Annotated in this window: 15 protein-coding genes, 1 other RNA gene and 1 pseudogene; 4 read left to right on the top strand and 13 right to left on the bottom strand. The window is 42.1% G+C overall.

The genetic code is table 11. The features are described 5' to 3' along the window. Positions 1-615: 615 nt before the first annotated feature. On the top strand, positions 616-1,353 hold the full coding sequence (gene psb32 / locus QUD05_RS25210) for a photosystem II repair protein Psb32 (RefSeq protein WP_289798481.1): 738 nt from the start codon (positions 616-618) through the stop codon (positions 1,351-1,353). 73 nt (positions 1,354-1,426) lie between these two features. On the opposite strand, the gene QUD05_RS25205 is transcribed toward psb32, so the two are convergent. The 3 genes from QUD05_RS25205 to QUD05_RS25195 all read right to left on the bottom strand — a co-directional run bounded on the left by QUD05_RS25205 (position 1,427) and on the right by QUD05_RS25195 (position 4,031). Further along, complete coding sequence (locus QUD05_RS25205) at positions 1,427-1,810, bottom strand: DUF4346 domain-containing protein (protein ID WP_289798480.1); 384 nt, start codon at positions 1,808-1,810, stop codon at positions 1,427-1,429. An 89-nt stretch (positions 1,811-1,899) separates the two neighbouring features. Then, on the bottom strand, positions 1,900-3,081 hold the full coding sequence (locus QUD05_RS25200; protein WP_289798479.1) for a GNAT family N-acetyltransferase: 1,182 nt from the start codon (positions 3,079-3,081) through the stop codon (positions 1,900-1,902). Between the two features lie 209 nt (positions 3,082-3,290). Continuing rightward, positions 3,291-4,031, bottom strand: a complete 741-nt coding sequence (locus QUD05_RS25195) for a RibD family protein (protein WP_289798478.1) — start codon at positions 4,029-4,031, stop codon at positions 3,291-3,293. Positions 4,032-4,324: 293 nt separating this feature from the next. On the opposite strand from QUD05_RS25195, the gene QUD05_RS25190 reads away from it, so the two are divergent. Beyond that, positions 4,325-6,454, top strand: a complete 2,130-nt coding sequence (locus QUD05_RS25190; protein ID WP_289798477.1) for an ATP-binding protein — start codon at positions 4,325-4,327, stop codon at positions 6,452-6,454. A gap of 34 nt (positions 6,455-6,488) precedes the next feature. On the opposite strand, the gene QUD05_RS25185 is transcribed toward QUD05_RS25190, so the two are convergent. The 8 genes from QUD05_RS25185 to groL form a co-directional block, all read right to left on the bottom strand. Continuing rightward, positions 6,489-6,992: a hypothetical protein gene (locus QUD05_RS25185; protein ID WP_289798476.1), complete on the bottom strand. Its 504-nt coding sequence runs from the start codon at positions 6,990-6,992 to the stop codon at positions 6,489-6,491. 350 nt (positions 6,993-7,342) lie between these two features. Beyond that, entirely contained in the window at positions 7,343-8,455 is a 1,113-nt protein-coding gene (locus QUD05_RS25180) for a Gfo/Idh/MocA family protein (RefSeq protein ID WP_289798475.1), read from the bottom strand. A gap of 116 nt (positions 8,456-8,571) precedes the next feature. After that, entirely contained in the window at positions 8,572-9,291 is a 720-nt protein-coding gene (gene rnc, locus QUD05_RS25175) for a ribonuclease III (protein WP_289798474.1), read from the bottom strand. A 99-nt stretch (positions 9,292-9,390) separates the two neighbouring features. Beyond that, on the bottom strand, positions 9,391-9,564 hold the full coding sequence (locus tag QUD05_RS25170; RefSeq protein ID WP_289798473.1) for a hypothetical protein: 174 nt from the start codon (positions 9,562-9,564) through the stop codon (positions 9,391-9,393). A gap of 922 nt (positions 9,565-10,486) precedes the next feature. Then, positions 10,487-10,903: RNase P RNA component class A (rnpB, locus tag QUD05_RS25165), an RNA gene on the bottom strand. A 46-nt stretch (positions 10,904-10,949) separates the two neighbouring features. Further along, complete coding sequence (locus tag QUD05_RS25160) at positions 10,950-11,648, bottom strand: hypothetical protein (protein WP_289798472.1); 699 nt, start codon at positions 11,646-11,648, stop codon at positions 10,950-10,952. A 64-nt stretch (positions 11,649-11,712) separates the two neighbouring features. Continuing rightward, positions 11,713-12,855 (bottom strand): magnesium/cobalt transporter CorA, encoded by a 1,143-nt coding sequence (gene corA, locus QUD05_RS25155; protein WP_289798471.1) that lies wholly within the window; start codon positions 12,853-12,855, stop codon positions 11,713-11,715. A 372-nt stretch (positions 12,856-13,227) separates the two neighbouring features. Beyond that, positions 13,228-14,901 (bottom strand): chaperonin GroEL, encoded by a 1,674-nt coding sequence (gene groL / locus QUD05_RS25150; protein WP_069068951.1) that lies wholly within the window; start codon positions 14,899-14,901, stop codon positions 13,228-13,230. Positions 14,902-15,059: 158 nt separating this feature from the next. Here groL and QUD05_RS25145 point away from each other — a divergent pair, with 158 nt between their 5' ends. Then, on the top strand, positions 15,060-16,142 hold the full coding sequence (locus tag QUD05_RS25145; protein WP_289798470.1) for an MraY family glycosyltransferase: 1,083 nt from the start codon (positions 15,060-15,062) through the stop codon (positions 16,140-16,142). A 61-nt stretch (positions 16,143-16,203) separates the two neighbouring features. On the opposite strand, the pseudogene QUD05_RS25140 reads toward QUD05_RS25145, so the two are convergent. Together QUD05_RS25140 and fabG are read right to left on the bottom strand one after the other, a co-directional pair. Continuing rightward, positions 16,204-17,007 (bottom strand): annotated as a pseudogene (locus tag QUD05_RS25140) (Rpn family recombination-promoting nuclease/putative transposase); the annotation flags it as partial. Between the two features lie 136 nt (positions 17,008-17,143). Next, complete coding sequence (gene fabG, locus QUD05_RS25135) at positions 17,144-17,890, bottom strand: 3-oxoacyl-[acyl-carrier-protein] reductase (protein WP_289798469.1); 747 nt, start codon at positions 17,888-17,890, stop codon at positions 17,144-17,146. Between the two features lie 652 nt (positions 17,891-18,542). Here fabG and trxA point away from each other — a divergent pair. Next, positions 18,543-18,860 (top strand): thioredoxin, encoded by a 318-nt coding sequence (gene trxA / locus QUD05_RS25130; RefSeq protein WP_289798468.1) that lies wholly within the window; start codon positions 18,543-18,545, stop codon positions 18,858-18,860. Positions 18,861-18,985 lie beyond the last annotated feature (125 nt).

Here is an 18,985-nt window from a genome sequence, read left to right as displayed (position 1 = left end):
GGGAGAAGACCGCACTGGCTCCCCTTAATCCCCTCTCCCCGCTCTTCGGGAGGGGAGACAAAGCGTAGCTTTGGCGGGGTGGGGTTCTTCGGGTTTAATAAGCAATCAAGCGGACATGATATAAAATCCGCTTTATACCTGGGTAACAGACTTAGCTTGTCTACCTCGCCTACTTGAAATCTGCTGTATGTAAATTAAATATGCATTGTCCAGAACCCTTGTAGAGAGGTAGCAGGATAACGTCTTGACATTCTTTTTCATTCATATATCTAATTGAGTATGGCAGGAAAAGCTACTCGCAGATATGAAAAAATATGGCGTTGCTGAACCAAAATAGAAATCATGCGATATGATTTCTAGATGGTTTGCAAATTCCGCCCTCAGCATTTGGGTTAATTCCCAAAATGGCGGTATTTCTTATGAATAGTAAGGGGTTTAGCGTCAGGTTAATGCTTGCAACCGCTTCAGAACAAGTTTGTGTAATCAAAAATCCCGTACAATATACATATTTGCTGGGAATATCAGAAATTTTACACTGAAGAAAATCGGGAACGAGGTGATTTTTGCAGTGGTTCTGTAGTATTTTTGGTGCAAGTCTGTCTTAGGGATCACACGATGAAACAGCTCCTCAAACAAGTTTTTAGCAGTCAAAAACACCTCATACGGCTAATTCTACCTTTGGTGACGGTTATTTTCGCAGCCTCACTGTTTGCTACACCTGCTTTAGCCACAGGTGTATATCAAATACCCAGCCTGACAGCAGGGAATGACACTTGGGTTTTGGATCAAGGCGAAGTCATCAGCCGTCTGAATGAAGGCAAGATTAGTAGCGCTTTTAAGGATTTGGCAAAGCAAACAGATAAGGAAGTAAGAATTGTTACTGTTCGCCGCCTCGACTACGGGGAAACACCAGAAAGCTTTACTAAAGAACTGTTTGAAAAATGGTTTCCGACAAAAGCAGCCCAAGCTAATCAAACCTTATTGGTTCTTGATACAGTTACCAATGGTACTGCCATTATTACTGGGGATCAAGTCAAGCCAATACTTACTGACTCTATTGCCGAGAGTGTCGCTACTGAGACAGTAAGTGTGCCGTTACGCAATGGTGACAAATACAATCAGGCATTTCTTGATGCAAGCGATCGCCTTGTCGCCGTTCTCTCTGGCAAAACCGATCCAGGGCCACCCAAAATAACTGACAATGTGCAGGTTGGAGGCACTTACAAGAAAGCAGAAGAAACCAACCAAGGTAACGCTACTGCTTGGGTAGTAGGATTGTTAATTGCTGCCACTGTTATCCCAATGGCAACTTACTATATCTATCAGATAAATCAGCCCTCTTCTAATGGGTAATGCGGGAGTTAGGAGTTAGGAGTTAGGAGTTAGGAATTTGTAACTCTTAATTTTTAACTCCTCACTCCTAACTTTAATCTTGAACATACTCTTGCCGTGTAACTAAAGCTACCTCAGCCCGGACAAATTCTCGACCTAAATAAGCTGCATGATCTAATTGAGTTACCAAAGTGGGCTGAGTTTCTTCAAAAATTTTCACGCAAAGTTCTTTCGCCGTCCTCGCGCTAAAAACTGTTGTATGAGTTCGTTCTACCTTTTCTCGCGCTGGAATAACCTTTCCCGTTTCGGGATCGACAGCTAAACCGCGATCGTCAATCACATTTGTAAAATGCTTGGCATAAATTAATCCTGCATCTCGATCTAAGTAAATAATGAAATATCCACCGGGATCGAGGTCAATATGACGCTGGGAAAGTTTATCATCAATTGCGGCTAAATCTTCAAGTATTAAATCCATAAGCATTATAAAAAGAAATTTTCTTTTTTCAGGGTTTTACACTCTATCTCAAGTGTAATTCGTCCTTTACCCTCTGCCTTGGCAAACTTTTAAGAATCTCGGTTACTAAATGGCAACTCTGCATTAATTGCCTCAATCTGCTGCTGTTCGAGTTGGTTCACTTCCTTAATATAGGGACGGATAATTTGTCCTAAACGATTATTGTAAAAGCGGTGCAAACTGTGATTGGGCATAGCGGGGAAACCACGGCGTTTTTTATGTCGTCCACCCGCGCCAGGATCAAAAATTTGGATATTGTTAGCGATCGCCCACTCAATCGGTGCATAATAACAAGCATCAAAATGTAAGCAATCTATTTCTTGAAAACTCCCCCAATAGCGTCCATAGAGTTTGTCATCTTTAAATAAACAAAAAGACATTCCTAAAGGATGAGAATTATCTTCCTCGCTATATGCGGCAACAAACAAGACTCGATGGCGATAATCGGTGTGTAGCTGCTCAAAAAATCTCCGTGTGAGATACTTGCTACCCCACCAGCCAAACTTATCACAGGTGTCAGCATAGAATTGGTGCATCAAGGGAAACAAAGACTGAGGTATTTGATCGCCACTCAGTGGTTGCAATCGTAAACCTGCTTTCTCCACAGCTTTGCGTTCCCGCTTGATATTGCGGCGTTGATTGGCGTTAAACACCTTCAAGTAATCATCAAAAGTTTTAAAACCAGCATTTTCCCATATATAGCTGTGGTGCAGCCAAGTTGTAAAGCCATGCCGTTCCAGCATCGGCCGCCATTGGGGATCGACGTAGAGAAAATGACACCCAGAAATCCGGTTTTTGGAGCAAAAAGTGTCAATTTCATGCACCATCAGCGCTGTGATTTCATCCTCGTCTTCTCCTGGGGCGATTAAGAAGCGATAACCTTCTGCTGGCGTAAATGGTGTCATTCCCAGCAATTTTGGGTAATATTGGACTCCGATGCGATCGGCTAACTCTGCCCATTGGTGATCGAAAACAAATTCACCAGAACTATGTCCTTTAAGATAGAGTGGCGCAGCAGCAATCAGCGTTTTATCTCGCCACAATGTCAAGTGATTTGGCAACCAACCAGTTTTAGCCGTAACACTCTGGGAAGTTTCGAGATTATTCAGCCACTCCCATTCTAAAAATGGCGTTTTGAGTGGCATTGCCAAAGCATTCCAAGCATTTTGGGGTACTTCAGCGATTTTGTTCGTCCAAACGACAGAATAGCGAGGCTTAAGTTGTTCCACCATCTTAGAGGAGTAGGGAGTAGGGAGTGGGGAGCGGGCAGTGGGGAGCAGGGGGGCAGAGGAGACAAGGGGGACAAGGGAGACAAGGGGAAATTATTGAACAAGTCTCTCCCTTGTCTCCCCCCTCTTCCTTGTCTACCTTGTCTCTTCTCTATGCCCAATGCCCAATCCCCAATGCCCAATGTCCAATAAATAACTTAACTTAGCGTAATCTAATCTGCTGGTCGTTGCAGACGATAGTGCAAAAACACTTCTTGCTCAACTGTATGAACTTCTATGAGTTGTAACTTGGGAGCCAAATCAGGTAAAAATCCTTTCCCTTCGACCGGTGTGGGTGCAGTATTACCACCTAAAATCAGCGGACAGACAGTTAGCCATAATTCATCAATTAAGTCTAATTCCAGCAAAGAAGCGACTAATTCACCTCCACCCAAGATCGCCAAGCGTGTTATATGTAGAGTGGCTAGATACTTTAAAGCTGCGGGAATGTCAATTTCTAGCGTTGGTGTTTCAAAAACCAGAATCTTCTCAAATTCTGAAGGGTACTCCTGTACTCCGATTCCCAACGTTGAGTGAAGCGTCTGTAAGCGTTCTTTCCACGAAAATTCTCCTGCTGTTGTCGTGAGTAGCCAGCGTCTAACTGGTTGCTTAAAAAAGTGAATTTCCGGATTAAGGTTTGCAGAGTTTGTAATCACTATATGAACTGGTTGCTGAGGCTTCCCTCCTTGTGCCCGGAGTTGCACTAGAGTTGGATCGGTTACAGTAAGTGTTGTTCCGTATGCGTCCAGAGTACCAGCACCGAATAAAACGGCATCAGAGGCAGCAATTTGTTTTTCTAAGTGTGCTTTATCAACCTTTGAGCCGAACCGAGCAGGCGATCGCTTAAAATCTGATATCTTGCCATCTGCACTCATTGCTAAAACAACTGTAGTATGAGGACGATGTTGTAACATTAAATAGATTTGATAGTTTTAAGATTTTCTTTAGTCGTATGTAGATTCTCAAAAAAACCATACCTGCAAGCTACTATTTTATCATTTCACCACTGTATTGATATGCAACACAAATCGCTTCTACATTTAGCATATACGAGGTTTGGTATACCACGTTTCTTTTTGAATTATAGCAATTTGTTATTTTTAAACATTGAAAATAAAATTCTGATAATTTAATAAAATGTCTCATCTAGCTGGTTTAATTGCATATCTTTGGTGTTGTAGATTGCAGGTGCAAAGTGAGACACTTGATGACTAATTCCCGCCAATCTTCCTTTCGTCGAATTTTAGTAACGAGAATATTGCTGCTGTTTGTTCCAGTTTTACTTGTAGGGGAAATTGTTGCCTTGAATAAGGCACGTACTAGTATATTGAGAACTGCACGGCAAAATTTAACAGAAAGTGCCATCAGCAAAGGGGAGAGAATTGGTGATGCGATCGCAATCTTAAAAGCTAATTTGCAGAGTGTAAGTAAAACAACGGTTATTCCGTCGGATTCACCTATACAAGAGCAAGAACTTCTCAAGCAGTTAAAGCAACAACTTCCAGCCAGTATTGAGTGCATCCAATTAACGGATCTGCAAAACCAGAAAATAGTTGCCAGTAGCTGTGGGGATCAAGCTATTGGAGAATTGAGATTACCCTTCCCTAGTGACGGAATTAATGTCAAAGCAATCTTCCCGCCAAAAGCAGGAATGACTGGGAAAAGAAATACACAAAATCAACTGCAAATAGTTCTATCTGCACCAATCTTCGATAGCCGAAGAAGTTCAGTTTACAGTTTAAGTATTCAGTCTGCATTGTACCAACAAACCAGAAATCCGCCGGGATCGCTCACGGGCGCTATGGTAGTAATTGCTGAAGATGGAACAATTTTGGCACACCCATTCACCGATTGGGTGGGAACTAATATCAATCAGCACCCTCATGCTTCCCAAATCAAGAGCATAATTAAAAATGCAATTACGGGAAAAAATGATTCGATAAATTTGTCTTTTACACAGGGAGAAGAATTAGTAGCTGGCTATACAGCTATTGCAAATCCACTCACTCAAGAGCAGCAGCAAAAATGGATAATTTTAGCTGTTACTAGTGTCGATAATGCGCTTTTTGGTTTAGAGGAAATCAAATTAATTCTCATTGTTTTGACAGTTGGTTTGATTGGTGCAAGTTTGTTAGCATCTTTATACTTAGCTCCTTACTTGGCCCGTCCTGTAGAAGAATTGCGAGACTATGCTCTCAATATTCACTCTCACCATGCCGCACAACCAGTTCCGCACAATTTTCAAATTCGGGAATTCAATCAACTGGCCCAAGCATTAGACCAAATGGTAGAACGGCTGAAAGCTGGATCGGAAGAATTAGAAATAGCTTGGAAAGAAGCAAAAAGCGCTAACCAAATTAAAAGCCAGTTTTTGGCTACGACTTCCCATGAATTGAGAAACCCATTAAATATTATTATTAACTGTATTCGCCTGGTTGAAGAAGGCTTATGTGATGACCGGGAAGAAGAAATGGAGTTTCTCAAACGTGCCGATGAAACAACGATTCACTTGTTAGGTATTATTAATGATTTACTCGACATTTCTAAAATCGAAGCAGGTAAGCTTTCAGTTGTTTCCACGCCTATTGACCTCCGACAACTATTGTTAGAGGTAATTAATTTACAATCAGTTAATGTCCAACAAAAGGGCTTGCAATTGAAATGTGAGTTAGCTTCCAAAGTGATACCAATTAAGGCAGACGCGGGCAAACTGAAGCAAGTGCTGATTAATGTTATCGGCAACGCCACTAAGTTCACCGACACCGGAAGCATCACCATTGCTACAGAAATTCAATCTAGTAATGGTAAATCTCAGGTGGTAGTAGCTGTCAAAGATACAGGTATAGGCATCGATCCGACTCAACAGCACAAACTATTTCGCCCCTTTGTAATGGTGAATGGCACTACGACACGTCAGTTTGAAGGTACTGGACTGGGACTAGCAATTTCACGAAACTTAATCGAACTCATGGGAGGCAGTATTACTCTTGAGAGTGCGGGACTTTATCAAGGTACGACACTGAAAATTACCTTACCTTTGATTGATATCTCGCTGTTAGCTGTTCCAAATAAAGAAGCAAATGTCGGGGATTTGGGATTCTCCTCTGCGAATGAGCCAGTAAAGGCAAGCCGCTACCCCAACCTACAGGAGTCTGGAGGAAGTTCTTCTTTGGCAATCAACAAATCTGTGAAAGTAGAGGTAGACAAAGAAAAGTTCCCGAAGTCCCAGTTGCTATTTGGAAATGAGACTTGCGAGATTCGTCTTTCGCCCTTGCAAACTATTTTGGTAAGTCTTCCAAAAGGAGGAGTTTGTGTGAATGGGACTTTTGAAAGGTAATCCTTGCTAGACTCTAATTTCCTAACTCCTAACTCTATGGTTTCGATCTAGATTGAGAAGCGTTACTAAATAACCAAGATACAAGATTAGGAATCGTAGCAGCCCCAAAAGAGAATAGCGCAATAATTGCATCACGAGGTAAAACGCCATCTAACCAGCTACCCTGGATTCTGGAAACGGGAAAATCTTGATCTAGACCGATTTGAATCTGTTTAGTTCTGCCAGAGAAGCGGGCTTCTATGCCTTTTTTGGGAACAATTTGCAGATGGCGTATTAGTTGAATATTTAAAGGAATATCAGGGTTTTCTCCCATGAGAAATTGATTTTGTTTAATTTCTTGTTCCTGCCCTACCATGCGAATTTTGCCTTCGACAATAGTAGAAACATCTAAATCATCTCTGAGATCGCTGCCATTTCTATCCACATCTATAAACTGAACATTTTTGGTTTCTATCTTGCCTCTAAACCATTGTTCTGTTTCATATTTGGCAGCTTTGGCTAAGGTAATATAAATATTGGTGTTTTGTGGAAGTTCCAAGTTGAATTCTTGATTATCTGGATTTAAAATAAATTCTAGAGGTGTTGTTATTCAATGCGATCTGCGATCGCAAAGACGCGATAAATCGCCGTCTCTACAAAGGGCTGATTCTTGTAAAGACGGCGTTTATCGCGTCTCTTGCCTTAAGGGACTTCCAACTAAAAAAATATCCCATCGCTGTCTAGGCAGGGGAGCATACTTCTCTACGAGAGGCTGCGCCAACGACTACGCTCAGTAACCGGGGGCAGGGGGCAGGGGGAGAAAGAAAAATATTATCTGAGTAAATTGGATAATTTATTTTCTGGAAGTCCCTAACCGAACAGTATTAGGCGGTTATTCTCAGGGGAAAATTAGACTTGAGAGCAGTTGTTTAGAAAAACAGGTTTGCCGCCTTGTTCAAGAGATACTGTCAGAGCAGCAAGAATTTCTACTAACTGTGTGCCTACCCAGCCAGACGAAATCTCTGAGGGAGTATTGTTGAAGATAGAGTCAACAAAACAAGAGCAAACTCGCCCCAATGGTTCCCCTGGCTCTAATTCCAGCACTATCTGCTTTTGATTTACCGGAATAAAATTATTACCCTGCTGTTCAAACTCCCCATGCAGCAGCGTTAGAGGTGATAATTGCGACATTTCATCAAAAATCAAACTACCAAGGCTACCTACAATCCCCAGCCGTCGCTGCTTATCAGGATTTAACCAACACAAATGAATATAAGCTTGAAAGCCATCTGGGTATGTCAGTGTCAACCATACCAGATCGGCCAAACCTTGAGGCAGAGGAGAATTTATATCTTTCTTCTCCTCTGCTCCCTTGCTCCCTTGCTCCCCGGTAACTGAGCGTAGTCGAAGTGCTGCTCCCTGTAGCCACACCGTACCCGTAGCTTGTACTTTCACAGGAATCTGACCCAGCCAAGCGTTAAAGATAGCAATATCGTGAATAGCTAAATCCCACAGCGCATCAACATCTTGCCGAACAGGCCCTAAATGGGTGCGTGTCGCGTAGCCATAGCGTAAATCACCTAATTTACCCGCTTGTACTACACTTTGCCCTTGCTCAACTGCTGGATGAAATAAATAAGTGTGGTCAACCATGAGTATTAAATGATGCTGCTCTGCTAACTGGCAAAGTTCCCGACATTCTGCGGGATCAAGAGTTAGGGGTTTTTCTGCTAAAACATGGTATCCCTCTTGTAGAGAGTCTTTAATTAAAGCATAGTGGGTGATGGCAGGAGTTGCGATCGCCACCCCTGTCAACCCTGGCACTTTTTTTAAATCTTCCCACTGGGTTGTCAATATTACATTTTCATCTAAATTAAACTGCTGTTTAACCGCCGCTAATCGTTCTGGATGGGGATCTACTACAGCAACTACATCTACTTGAGGATGTGCTAAGAAATTCCGCAGCAGATGCACTCCCCAACGCCCAACTCCGATAACAGCAATTTTAATTTGGTTTGTCATTTGTCATTTATCATTTGTCATTAGTTATTTGTCATTTGTCATTTGTATACAAAGTACTAGGGACAAATGACCACTAACAATCAACTGATTATCGGCTAATTGCTCTTATTTTAAGCTCAGGGTATTTGCGGGTTAGGTATTGCTAAAAAAGCCACCTTAGCTGCGGCTTGTTCAGCAGTTTTGATCGATCGCCCTTTACCTTCTCCGAGTTTATTTCCGTGCAGCCACACTTCAGCCATAAAACGTTCTTGATTACGGTGCGGTTGAGTGACTTCCACAACACGATATTCTGGTAAAACTTTAAATTGCGCCTGAGTCCATTCTTGGAGAGCAGCTTTGTAATTAAGTCTGGCAGGATCGAGGCGAATTTCTGTCGTTAGTTGTTGGAAGTGGGGATCTAGCCAAGAGCGAATCAATTCCAGATTTTGAGTACTTAAGTAAAGCGCACCCAGAACTGCTTCAAAAGCATCTGCCAGTCGTGACTCTAGACCAACTTTATCAGCGGTAGCACTGCCAGCGACTAGTAAGTATAACTCCAAACCATAAACTCTGGCCAATTGGGCGAGGATGCGATCGCTTACCAACACCGAACGAATTGCCGCAAAATCCCCTACTGGACAATCGGGATAATTTTCCCATAACACAACAGCCGACACCAGGCGCACCACTGCATCGCCAACAAACTCTAGCTGTTCATAATTTGCTGAATCAGAGACAGTGGGATGAGTGAGCGCTAAATCCAGCAATTCCCACTTTATAGGTGCTTCTAGCGACAAACCTAATTTTTGGACTAAACTTTCGAGTTGCCGTTGACGGCGTGGATAGGCAAGGGGCATTACGTGAAAAGGGGAAGGGGGCAGGGGAGCAGCTAAGGTAACTAGCTATCTATACTTGTATATCTAAATCTCTTGGACTATTACTCTAACAACTTTTTGCTACTTCTCTCTATCTAGCTTTTCTTGGATAGCTTGACGGCAAAATTCAGGAGGATCGTCTTTAGCTTTCACTTCTTGCTTCATTTCCTTGGTGACACGAAAATTTAATTGTTCGGTTAATTCCTTGCTTGGTTGATTTCCAAAATTTTCAGGTTTTCCCTTAGCTTTAGCCATTTATATAGAAACGTAAATATAGCTTTAAGTCGATGTTAACAACGGAATAGAGTTTTATATCGGTGGCGATCGTGTCTTGCAAACTAGTTCACCACCGATTCCCACTTTTACAAGAGGTAACTCTATTTTATGTTTACGCGCACAGAATTAGAAGTTAAAAGCTTGAGAGCATTACGTGATTTGTGTCTGATACAGTATGGCATCCAAGCAATAAGAAACCCTGCTGATAAGGCATCCTATATTAATGCACTCCTGACTTTTCCTGTTGTAGCTTGCAAGCAAGTAGCGGAAAATAAAGGATTGAAGTCTCCCATATTCTCTCAAGTAGAAGCGCTAGAAGCTATGGGAACACCGACACCAGAGCAGTCAGCATTGCTCAAGGTGACGATGGAGGGGAGGAAACTAGAGTATCCAGCACGGTACAGTCAAGAGAAACTGTTTGGACTCTATCGGGTTAAATGGTATTTGGATACAGCATTAGAGATATTGGGAATACTNNNGGGACTTCCAAGAAATAAATTATCCATTTTGTGGGGTGGGCAACATGACATTGGTGTCAACTTAACGTGAAACCGATGTCCCGCGAGGAACTGAAGTTCCTTGCTCATAGCAAAAGTCATCTTTAGATGACTAAANTATCCCGGAAAATCTTTAGTCATCTTTAGATGACTTGAGCTGTTAGCCTGGAACTTTAGTTCTAGGCGGGTGATGAAGCCAACAGTGAAGCCATTCATAGCTTAAGTTGACACGTATGGCAACATGAGCGCCCTAAATCTGGGACGGGTGGGGACACCCATCCCACAAGAAAATTTGGGATGTTTTTTTATTTGGAAGTCCCTTAGATGATGAATTAGCGATCGCATAAAACCCATACAAAAAATAATAGAGTACAAACCGTGAAAGGTTCATACTCCATTAGAGGGGAGAGAGCAGGACATAAGCCGGGTTCTGTTCTCTTGCGAGGGCAGTTATCTATCTGGGACGTTTGTTACCAAACGCCTCAAGCGGCTCTCATTGAGCGGAACTGGTAAAAGACCAACCGTAGTTCCTATCGCCTTGCTCCCAACCGGGGTTTACCGAGCCAGCACCTCTCGATACTGCTGGTGCGCTCTTACCGCACCTTTGCACCCTTACCAGATCAATTAAAAATGTAAAATTAAAAATTACTCATTTTAGATTTTTAATTTTTAATTTTTAATTGATCTGGCGGTATCTTTCTGTGGCACTATCCTCACGATCGCTCGCACTGGACGTTATCCAGCAAGTTTGGTCTTTCGGGAGTCCGGACTTTCCTCAAACCAGTAACTATGACTGATCTGCAACCGCCTGCGCCTACTCTCTCCTTAGATCCAGTGTAATCTTGGATGACGTAGTATGTTGAGATGTTATTGCTTTTTTTTATTCCAAGGTAGAGCGTAAGTCCAAGGTAGTTTCCTGACTGTGAAAGGACAATTGATAATACTAATGGGAGGAAAATCACGACCTGGGGCTAGACCTAAACGCACTTCAGATATCCGTAGCACCAGTTGCAGGGAAAAGTCCAACTCCTTTTTTCTATTAATAAAGTCGTTGTACAACTTTTTTTGCCCTTTTTGTAGCCCGTTGATATCAATTAGTGGTTTTTTTGCTGAATAGGTTCCAGCTACTTGATCGCGCTCGAAAACGTCTTCTGCTGTCACTGTTTCAGAAAGTGTTTTCTTGGGAGCAATCAGGCTAGGACTTTGGGGTACTGCTAAGTCGCGGGTTAAGTCTGGTGATTTCCGAATTACGCGGCGCGATTGCTTACTATGTTCAACAACTAAAGAACTATTATCCCAGTCAACGTATACGGCAACATTATCCGATTTATTTTCAATGCTAATTCCTAAATCTTTCAAATCGTCAATTGGGTATGAGGGTTTGAGTTTAAAGGAAATTCCAATTTTATCGTCGAGATTGTGTTCTTTGAGTTGTTCGTCAACAGTTCCTTTTTTAAACTCAAATTTAACTTGGTCATCGATGGATTCAATCATGCGGTTGAAAACGTATGAAACACCGATAATATAAATTGTCAAAACTACTAAATTTTGGTCGCTACTCCTCATAACTCAGAATCTTAACTCCCGGTGCTAATGAATATATATTTGACTCATCGCTAATATACAATTTTTAATTGCGCTTGATTACTACAGAATTTTGTAGCCACCCTCTTCGCCAAAAAAAGAATAGCAAACTAACTGCGATCGCTATCATTACTGCCCAGCAAAGTGGATAGCCCCAATACCAATTCAATTCAGGCATATTATATGGCGATTTTTCCGTATCGAAATTCATACCATATATTCCTGCAACAAAAGTCAGTGGGATAAAGATTGTTGAAACTATCGTTAGCACCTTCATGATTTCATTCATTTTATTACTCACTGCCGAAAGATACACATCCATTAATCCAGATGCTAATTCTCGGTAAGTTTCTACCATATCCATCACTTGCACTGTATGGTCATAACAATCTCGCAGGTAGATTCGCACTTCTTCACTAATCAATTCACTCCCATCTCGAATCAAGGAATTAATTGCATCCCTCTGGGGCCAGATAGCACGACGTAGTTGCAGTAATTCTCGCCTAATTTGATAAATATTTTGTAGTGTTTGTGGGGTAGGTCTGACTACTACCTCCTCTTCTAACTCTTCAATTCGCTCACCATAAAGCTCCAGTACGGGGAAAAAGCCATCAATAATTGCATCTAACACAGCGTAAGCTAAATAATCTGCTCCTTGTTTACGGATGATACCTTTATTTTTTTCAATTCGCGATCGCACTCCTTCAAAACAATCATGTTCTGGTTCTTCTTGGACTGTCAGCAGATAATTTTTTCCTAATATCAAACTCACTTGCTCGCTATAAAAACCACATATTTTTTCCTTTGCTACTACCATCCGAGCAATAAATAACAATTGGTCTTCATAATCCTCTGTTTTGGGACGTTCTGGCACATTGACTATATCTTCTAAAACTAGAGGATGTAATTCAAAAACTTTACCCAATCGTTGTAATATATCTTGACTACCTAAACCTTGCACGTCTACCCAAGAAACCGATTCTGCGTCAAGATAGGGAACACACTCCTCTGGAGTTTCTATTTGTTCGCGGATGAAATTGGTTTGGTTATAGTCAATCAAAAAAATTATTGGTGGTGGAGCATCTGCATCAATAAAAATGGTTCCAGGTATAGTCCCTGGTTGGTGATGGAACTCATCTTCATAGAGCTTGGTGAGTAGTTTAGGAAGACGACGTAGTTTTCGTGCCATGCAATATTACCTAATAGTGATTAGTCATTTGTCATTTGTTACTTGTACTGAGCCTAGTCGTAAAGCCTGCGGCATATCTACGCTTAGGGCGCAGCCTCTCCAAGAGTTGTATTTGTTGTTAGTGAATAACAAAGGACATAAGAATAACTTACACGTCCTTTTACAAAAATTAATATAAAGACGGTAATTTCTAAATTAAGCAATTATTTAAGTTGCTAATTTGGTCATCAGCCCGATTAAATATTACGAATTACGAATTACAAATTACGAATTGGTATAGCATATTGCCTTTGAATCAGCAATGCTACAAAAAAAACAGTTTGCCTTGGCAAGACAAACTGCTAAAAAAATATTTATCTGGATGAGCAGAAGTTAGAACATACCCATGCCGCCCATGCCGCCCATGCCGCCCATGCCACCCATACCGCCCATACCACCCATATCAGGGGCAGGAGCAGCGGATTTCTTCTCTGGCTTTTCAACAACGATCGCTTCGGTGGTTAAGACCAAACCAGCAATGGAACCAGCGTTTTGCAAAGCTGAACGCACGACTTTGGCAGGGTCGATAATCCCAGCAGCAATCAAGTCTTCAAATTCGCCAGTAGCGGCGTTGTAGCCAATGTTGAAGTCGCTATCCCGAACTTTCGAGACAATCACAGAACCTTCCGCACCAGCGTTGTCTGCTATTTGGCGCAAGGGGGCTTCTAGCGCTCGTTCGACAATATCAGCCCCAATTCTTTCTTCGTCATTTTGCAAGGTCTTTTTAATCGCTTCTACCGCCTTAGCTAAGTGAATCAAGGTTGTGCCACCACCAGGAACAATACCTTCTTCCACAGCAGCTTTAGTAGCGTTCAGCGCGTCTTCAATCCGCAGTTTCCGGTCTTTGAGTTCGGTTTCGGTTGCCGCACCCACTTTAATCACTGCCACGCCGCCAGCGAGCTTGGCGATGCGTTCTTGGAGTTTTTCTTGATCGTATTCAGAATCAGTTTCTTCTAACTGTCTGCGAATTTGACCAATCCGCTTTTGTACTTCTGGCTTGGTGACACTGCCAGCGACAATTGTGGTGCTTTCTTTGTCAATGGTGATTTTGCGGGCAGTTCCCAGTGCTTCTAAAGCAGCGGTATCCAAGCTTAAGCCGATTTCTTCCGAAATCAACTGTCCATCGGTGAGAATAGCAATATCTTCTAACAAAGCTTTGCGGCGATCGCCAAACCCAGGTGCTTTAATTGCAGCTACGGCCAGTACACCCCGCGCTTTATTCACCACCAGAGTTGCCAAAGCATCACCTTCGACATCTTCAGCAATAATTAGCAAAGGCTGACCAGAACGGGCAACTTTTTCCAAAATCGGCACTAAATCTTGGATGCTGCTGATTTTTTTATCTGTCACCAAGATTCGGGCGTTTTCAAATTCGACGATTTGCCGTTCGTTGTTGGTGACGAAGTAGGGAGAAATATAACCCCTGTCAATCTGCATCCCTTCAACTACTTCTAGTTCAGTTGTGAGGGATTTAGATTCTTCAACGGTAATGACACCATCTTTGGTGACTTTTTCCATTGCTTGAGCTAACATTTGGCCAACTTCTTCATCGTTACCAGCAGAAACAGTGGCAACTTGAGCGATCGCACTTCCTTCTACTGGCTTGGCTATTTTGGCAATTTCTTCTACCAATGCCTCAATAGTTTTGTCGATCCCGCGTCTCAAGCTAACAGGGTTACTACCTGCCGCGACGTTCTTCAAACCTTCTCGAATTAAGGCTTGTGCTAAAACGGTGGCGGTGGTTGTACCATCCCCAGCGACATCTTTAGTTTTTGAGGCTACTTCCTGGATGAGTCTTGCACCAGTATTTTCCAAAGGATCTTCTAATTCAATTTCCTTGGCAACAGTGATACCATCGTTGACAATTTGAGGTGCGCCAAATTTTTTCTCTAAAAGGACATTGCGACCTTTAGGCCCCAAGGTGATTTTTACAGCATCGGCAAGGGCGTTAACACCCCTTTCTAGAGCTCTCCGAGATTCCTCGTCAAATGCAATAATTTTCGCCATGTTTTATTTCTCCAGCGCTTCCATTAGACAATTTAGCACTCACAGCGCCAGAGTGCTAATCTCTCAACCTACTCAAGTTACAAATGGAAATAAAAAAAATTGATTAATATACAGGTGATGCTCATATTAGATACTGGCAGTAATGCTTGAATTGGGAGATGAATCTAGACAACTCCCTTAAGTCCCTTGGTATTGCCGACCCTAGCGGCACTGGCTGGTTGGCAGTAGTATTTACGTTCCTCTTGGCTTGGCTTGTAACTTGGCGTTTAATTCCGACAGTACGCAAATTCGCCTTGCGGGTAGGTTGGGCTGACCAACCCAACGCCCGGCGACTCAACCGAGAACCTTTACCCAATGCAGGGGGGCTGGCTATCTACGCGGGCGTGATTGCCGCGCTGGTATTAGCTAGCCTTTTACGACCGATCGAACTCCAAAACGTATTGGCTCAGGTGCTCACTATTCTGTTGGGGGGTTCGATATTAGTCCTTGTGGGCTTTATTGACGATCAATTTGGCTTACCGCCCTCTGTGCGATTGTGGGCGCAAATTGTCACGGCACTTTTGCTGGTAGCTAATGGCATCAGCGTCAAAGTGCTGTTTGGCACTCCCATCGACTCGCTTCTGTCCATGTTGCTAACAGTACTATGGGTAGTAGGGATTACCAACGCCATCAATTTGATGGATGGTATGGATGGCTTGGCAGGAGGAATTAGCTTTATTACCGCCATGAGTTTGTTGGGCGTTGCTGCTCAATTTAACAATCGTGCAGCGGCAATCTTAGTCCTCGCAGCTTTGGGAGGTGCTGCACTAGGATTTTTGCGCCATAATTTCCATCCATCACGCATTATTATGGGTGATGCTGGAGCATACTTTTTCGGTTATGTGTTGGCGGCAACTAGTATTTTAGGAAAACTGCAACAAAACACAATTTATGCGCTAATTCCCACGGTTTTATTTCTATTATTGCCGGTGCTAGACACCACTCAAGTATTTGTGCGACGGCTACTAGCAGGAAATAACCCTCTGAGTACTCCTGGCAAAGACCACCTGCACCACCGCTTACTTGCTTGGGGACTCTCCCAGCGCAATGCTGCGTTTACCCTTTGGTCAATTACCTTAGTTTTCAACTTGCTGGCGATGAGAATACAAGGTATGAGTTTGGCTGTAATGCTGACAACCGCCAGTAGCATTATCCTGCTTTTGGGCTTTACAGTCTGGCAAAGGATACGCCAACAGCCTTAGTTACTGGTAGGGTGGGCATTGCAGTGCTAGCCCTACTATGTTTATTCAGTCCATCAAAAATTCAAGCTTGAGTTAAATTGTCTTGCAACCAAGCAACTAAATCTCCTTCTGTGGAAAAATCCAACAGTGCCTCGGCTAGATTTTAAAGCTGTTCGATAGATAACTGGCTGATACCCTCTTGCAATTGCGGACTCAAATTACCAATGCGTCGTCGTAACTGGCGCATGACTAGCTCTAGAGTTGTTTCCTGCTTGAGTTCATCATAAAGTCTAGTCGTTTTAATATCAAAATCACCGAGTCCAAACATTTTTATTAACTCCTGACGACTGATACGCGGTAGTTTGTAAACTACAATTGTTTCTATTAAATCTAGCACTTTCTTTTGAAGTGCTTTATCGCTCAATTCCGAACGTGTCTTTGTAATCAAATTTTTGACTAATATGGGAGTTTGTTTTTTATTTACAACTACTAGTTTGATAATACCAACTCCCAAGGAATATTCAGTTACTTCTCCAAGCTCGTTTAAATATAGCCTCGTTACAAGTTGGCTTTCGAGTAAGACTCGATAAGGTTGGACTTGGGTTGGTTCAAGGCTACGGCGAGGGAATATAACTACTGCTCGCCAATCTATAGTAGGTGCGTAAAGTCGTAAATACAGAAATATTTCTGAAAATAAACGAGCATAAAATTCATTATCTTTTTGAAATTGAACCTCTACAAAATAAATCGGCTGATGACTAGTGTCAGCAACAGAAAGAAAGACTCCATTAATGCGAAATGCTGTTTGCTTTAATTCTACTGAAGCGAAATTATATGCATTTGCTTCTGATGGTTGCAGATTAATTAATTCAAAAAAAGCACTGGGGAAAGTTTGAAATCAACGATAAAAAATAGAGTCTGTTTTCATAACTAGTCTGTCAAATATTATTTAATAAGTTCGTAGTTGGCGCTAAAGCGCCAACTACGAAAATCGCTACCCCTCAATTATTTAGCTCAACTATTTAAGCCATTACCATGCCGCCATCGACGTTAAAGACTTGTCCGGTGACGTAAGCGGCGGCGGGATCGGCAGCGAGGAAACGCACCATCCCAGCAACTTCTTCAGGTTGACCGAAGCGACCGAGTGGGATGTATTTCAGAATATCTTCGGGGTTGTTGAGATCGCTGGTCATGTCGGTGGTGATGAATCCAGGTGCGACGGCGTTAACGGTGATCCCACGAGTAGCTAGTTCTTTGGCAACGCTTTTGGTAAAGCCGATTACACCTGCTTTGGCGGCGCTATAGTTTGACTGACCTGGGTTGCCCATTTGCCCAGCAACGGAGGTAATATTGATAATCCGCCCCGATCGCTGCTTCAGCATGATTTTACTGGCGGCGCGTGTACATAAGAAAACACCAGTTAGGTTAAGGTCTATTACAGCTTGCCAATCTTCTGGCTTCAAACGCAAAAGCAGTGTGTCGCGCGTAATTCCGGCATTATTGACCAAAATATCCACACGCTTAAACTTTTCCATAACGGTGTTAACTAGTGCGTCTACTTGATCGCCTTTAGAAACGTCTGCTTGGATCGCGATCGCTTGACCTCCCGCACTTGTAATTTCTGTAACAACTGCTTCAGCCGCAGCACTAGAACTGGCATAATTAACAACTGCGATCGCTCCTCGTGAAGCTAATTCAATTGCGATCGCGCGGCCAATTCCTCGTGATGCACCTGTGACAATTGCGACTTTATCTTGTAATAGTGTCATTTAATGTTCCTCAATCTTAGAAATACCGCGCTAATTATCTTATGGTGATTTCGGGAACATCTGAATATTGTCTGAGTAAAATCCCACTCTTGCGGGATGACAATCTTGCTGTCATGCTCCAAATTAGATAGCTAATAGATAAAGTTATATGTCGTATTTAGCTAGATACAGGTATCCTGAATCAAATGCGCAGAAATAAGATCCCGACTTGATAAAAGTTGTCGGGGACGCGGGTTGCAATTCTGACAAATCAAATAGGATTGCTATATAACTCGAATAACACGAATTAACGTTTTACTATAATTAAATATCTATAGTTATTTCTCTGTGAATAGATGAATAACTTGAAGCAATATATTCACCTGGCTGGATAGACTAGAAAGTGTTGCAGCTAGACCCTTCGTAGATATCACTCTCGTGAACGCCTTTATAATTATTTGGTTAGTCAGGATAGGTTTAAATACATATTTAATGCGGATGCACAACCTCAAAAAAATACCTATTTTATTATAATAATTTAATATTTTGGGTTACTAAATCGTTCTATATTAACTAATTTAATCTTTTCCCAACAAAAACCCATGAACCTATACCTATTTTATTTTCTAAGAATTACTATTGAAACAAACAATTGAAAATCGGTGTGTGTCACATGGCAACTAAAAAGCAATTCAACAGCTTTGAAGAGATGCTGTCTGCTTCTGATGTACCTGTATTAGTAGATTTTTATGCTGACTGGTGTGGTCCCTGTCAAATGATGGTGCCAATTTTAGAGCAAGTCAATGCCCAACTTAAGGATCGCTTAAGGATTGTCAAAATCGACACAGAAAAATACACAGATTTGGCTACTGAGTATAAAATTGCATCTCTTCCAACCTTAGTACTGTTTAAGCAGGGTAAGCCTGTGGATAGGATAGAGGGAGTGATGCAAGCACCGCAGTTGGTGCAATATCTACAAACAAAGATTTAAGCTAACACTTAGAATTTTGATTTTAGTTCTTAGAGGCGCGAAATATCGCGTCTCTTTCAATAGATAGATAATAATCTGCGCCCATATTAATCAAATCACTGTTTTATTAAACTTCTAGGAGCTAT

It is taken from the genome of Nostoc sp. GT001, assembly GCF_030382115.1.
Lineage (GTDB): Bacteria > Cyanobacteriota > Cyanobacteriia > Cyanobacteriales > Nostocaceae > Nostoc.
Note: the sequence above shows the minus strand (reverse complement) of the source record. Positions and strands in the feature narration are given on the sequence as shown.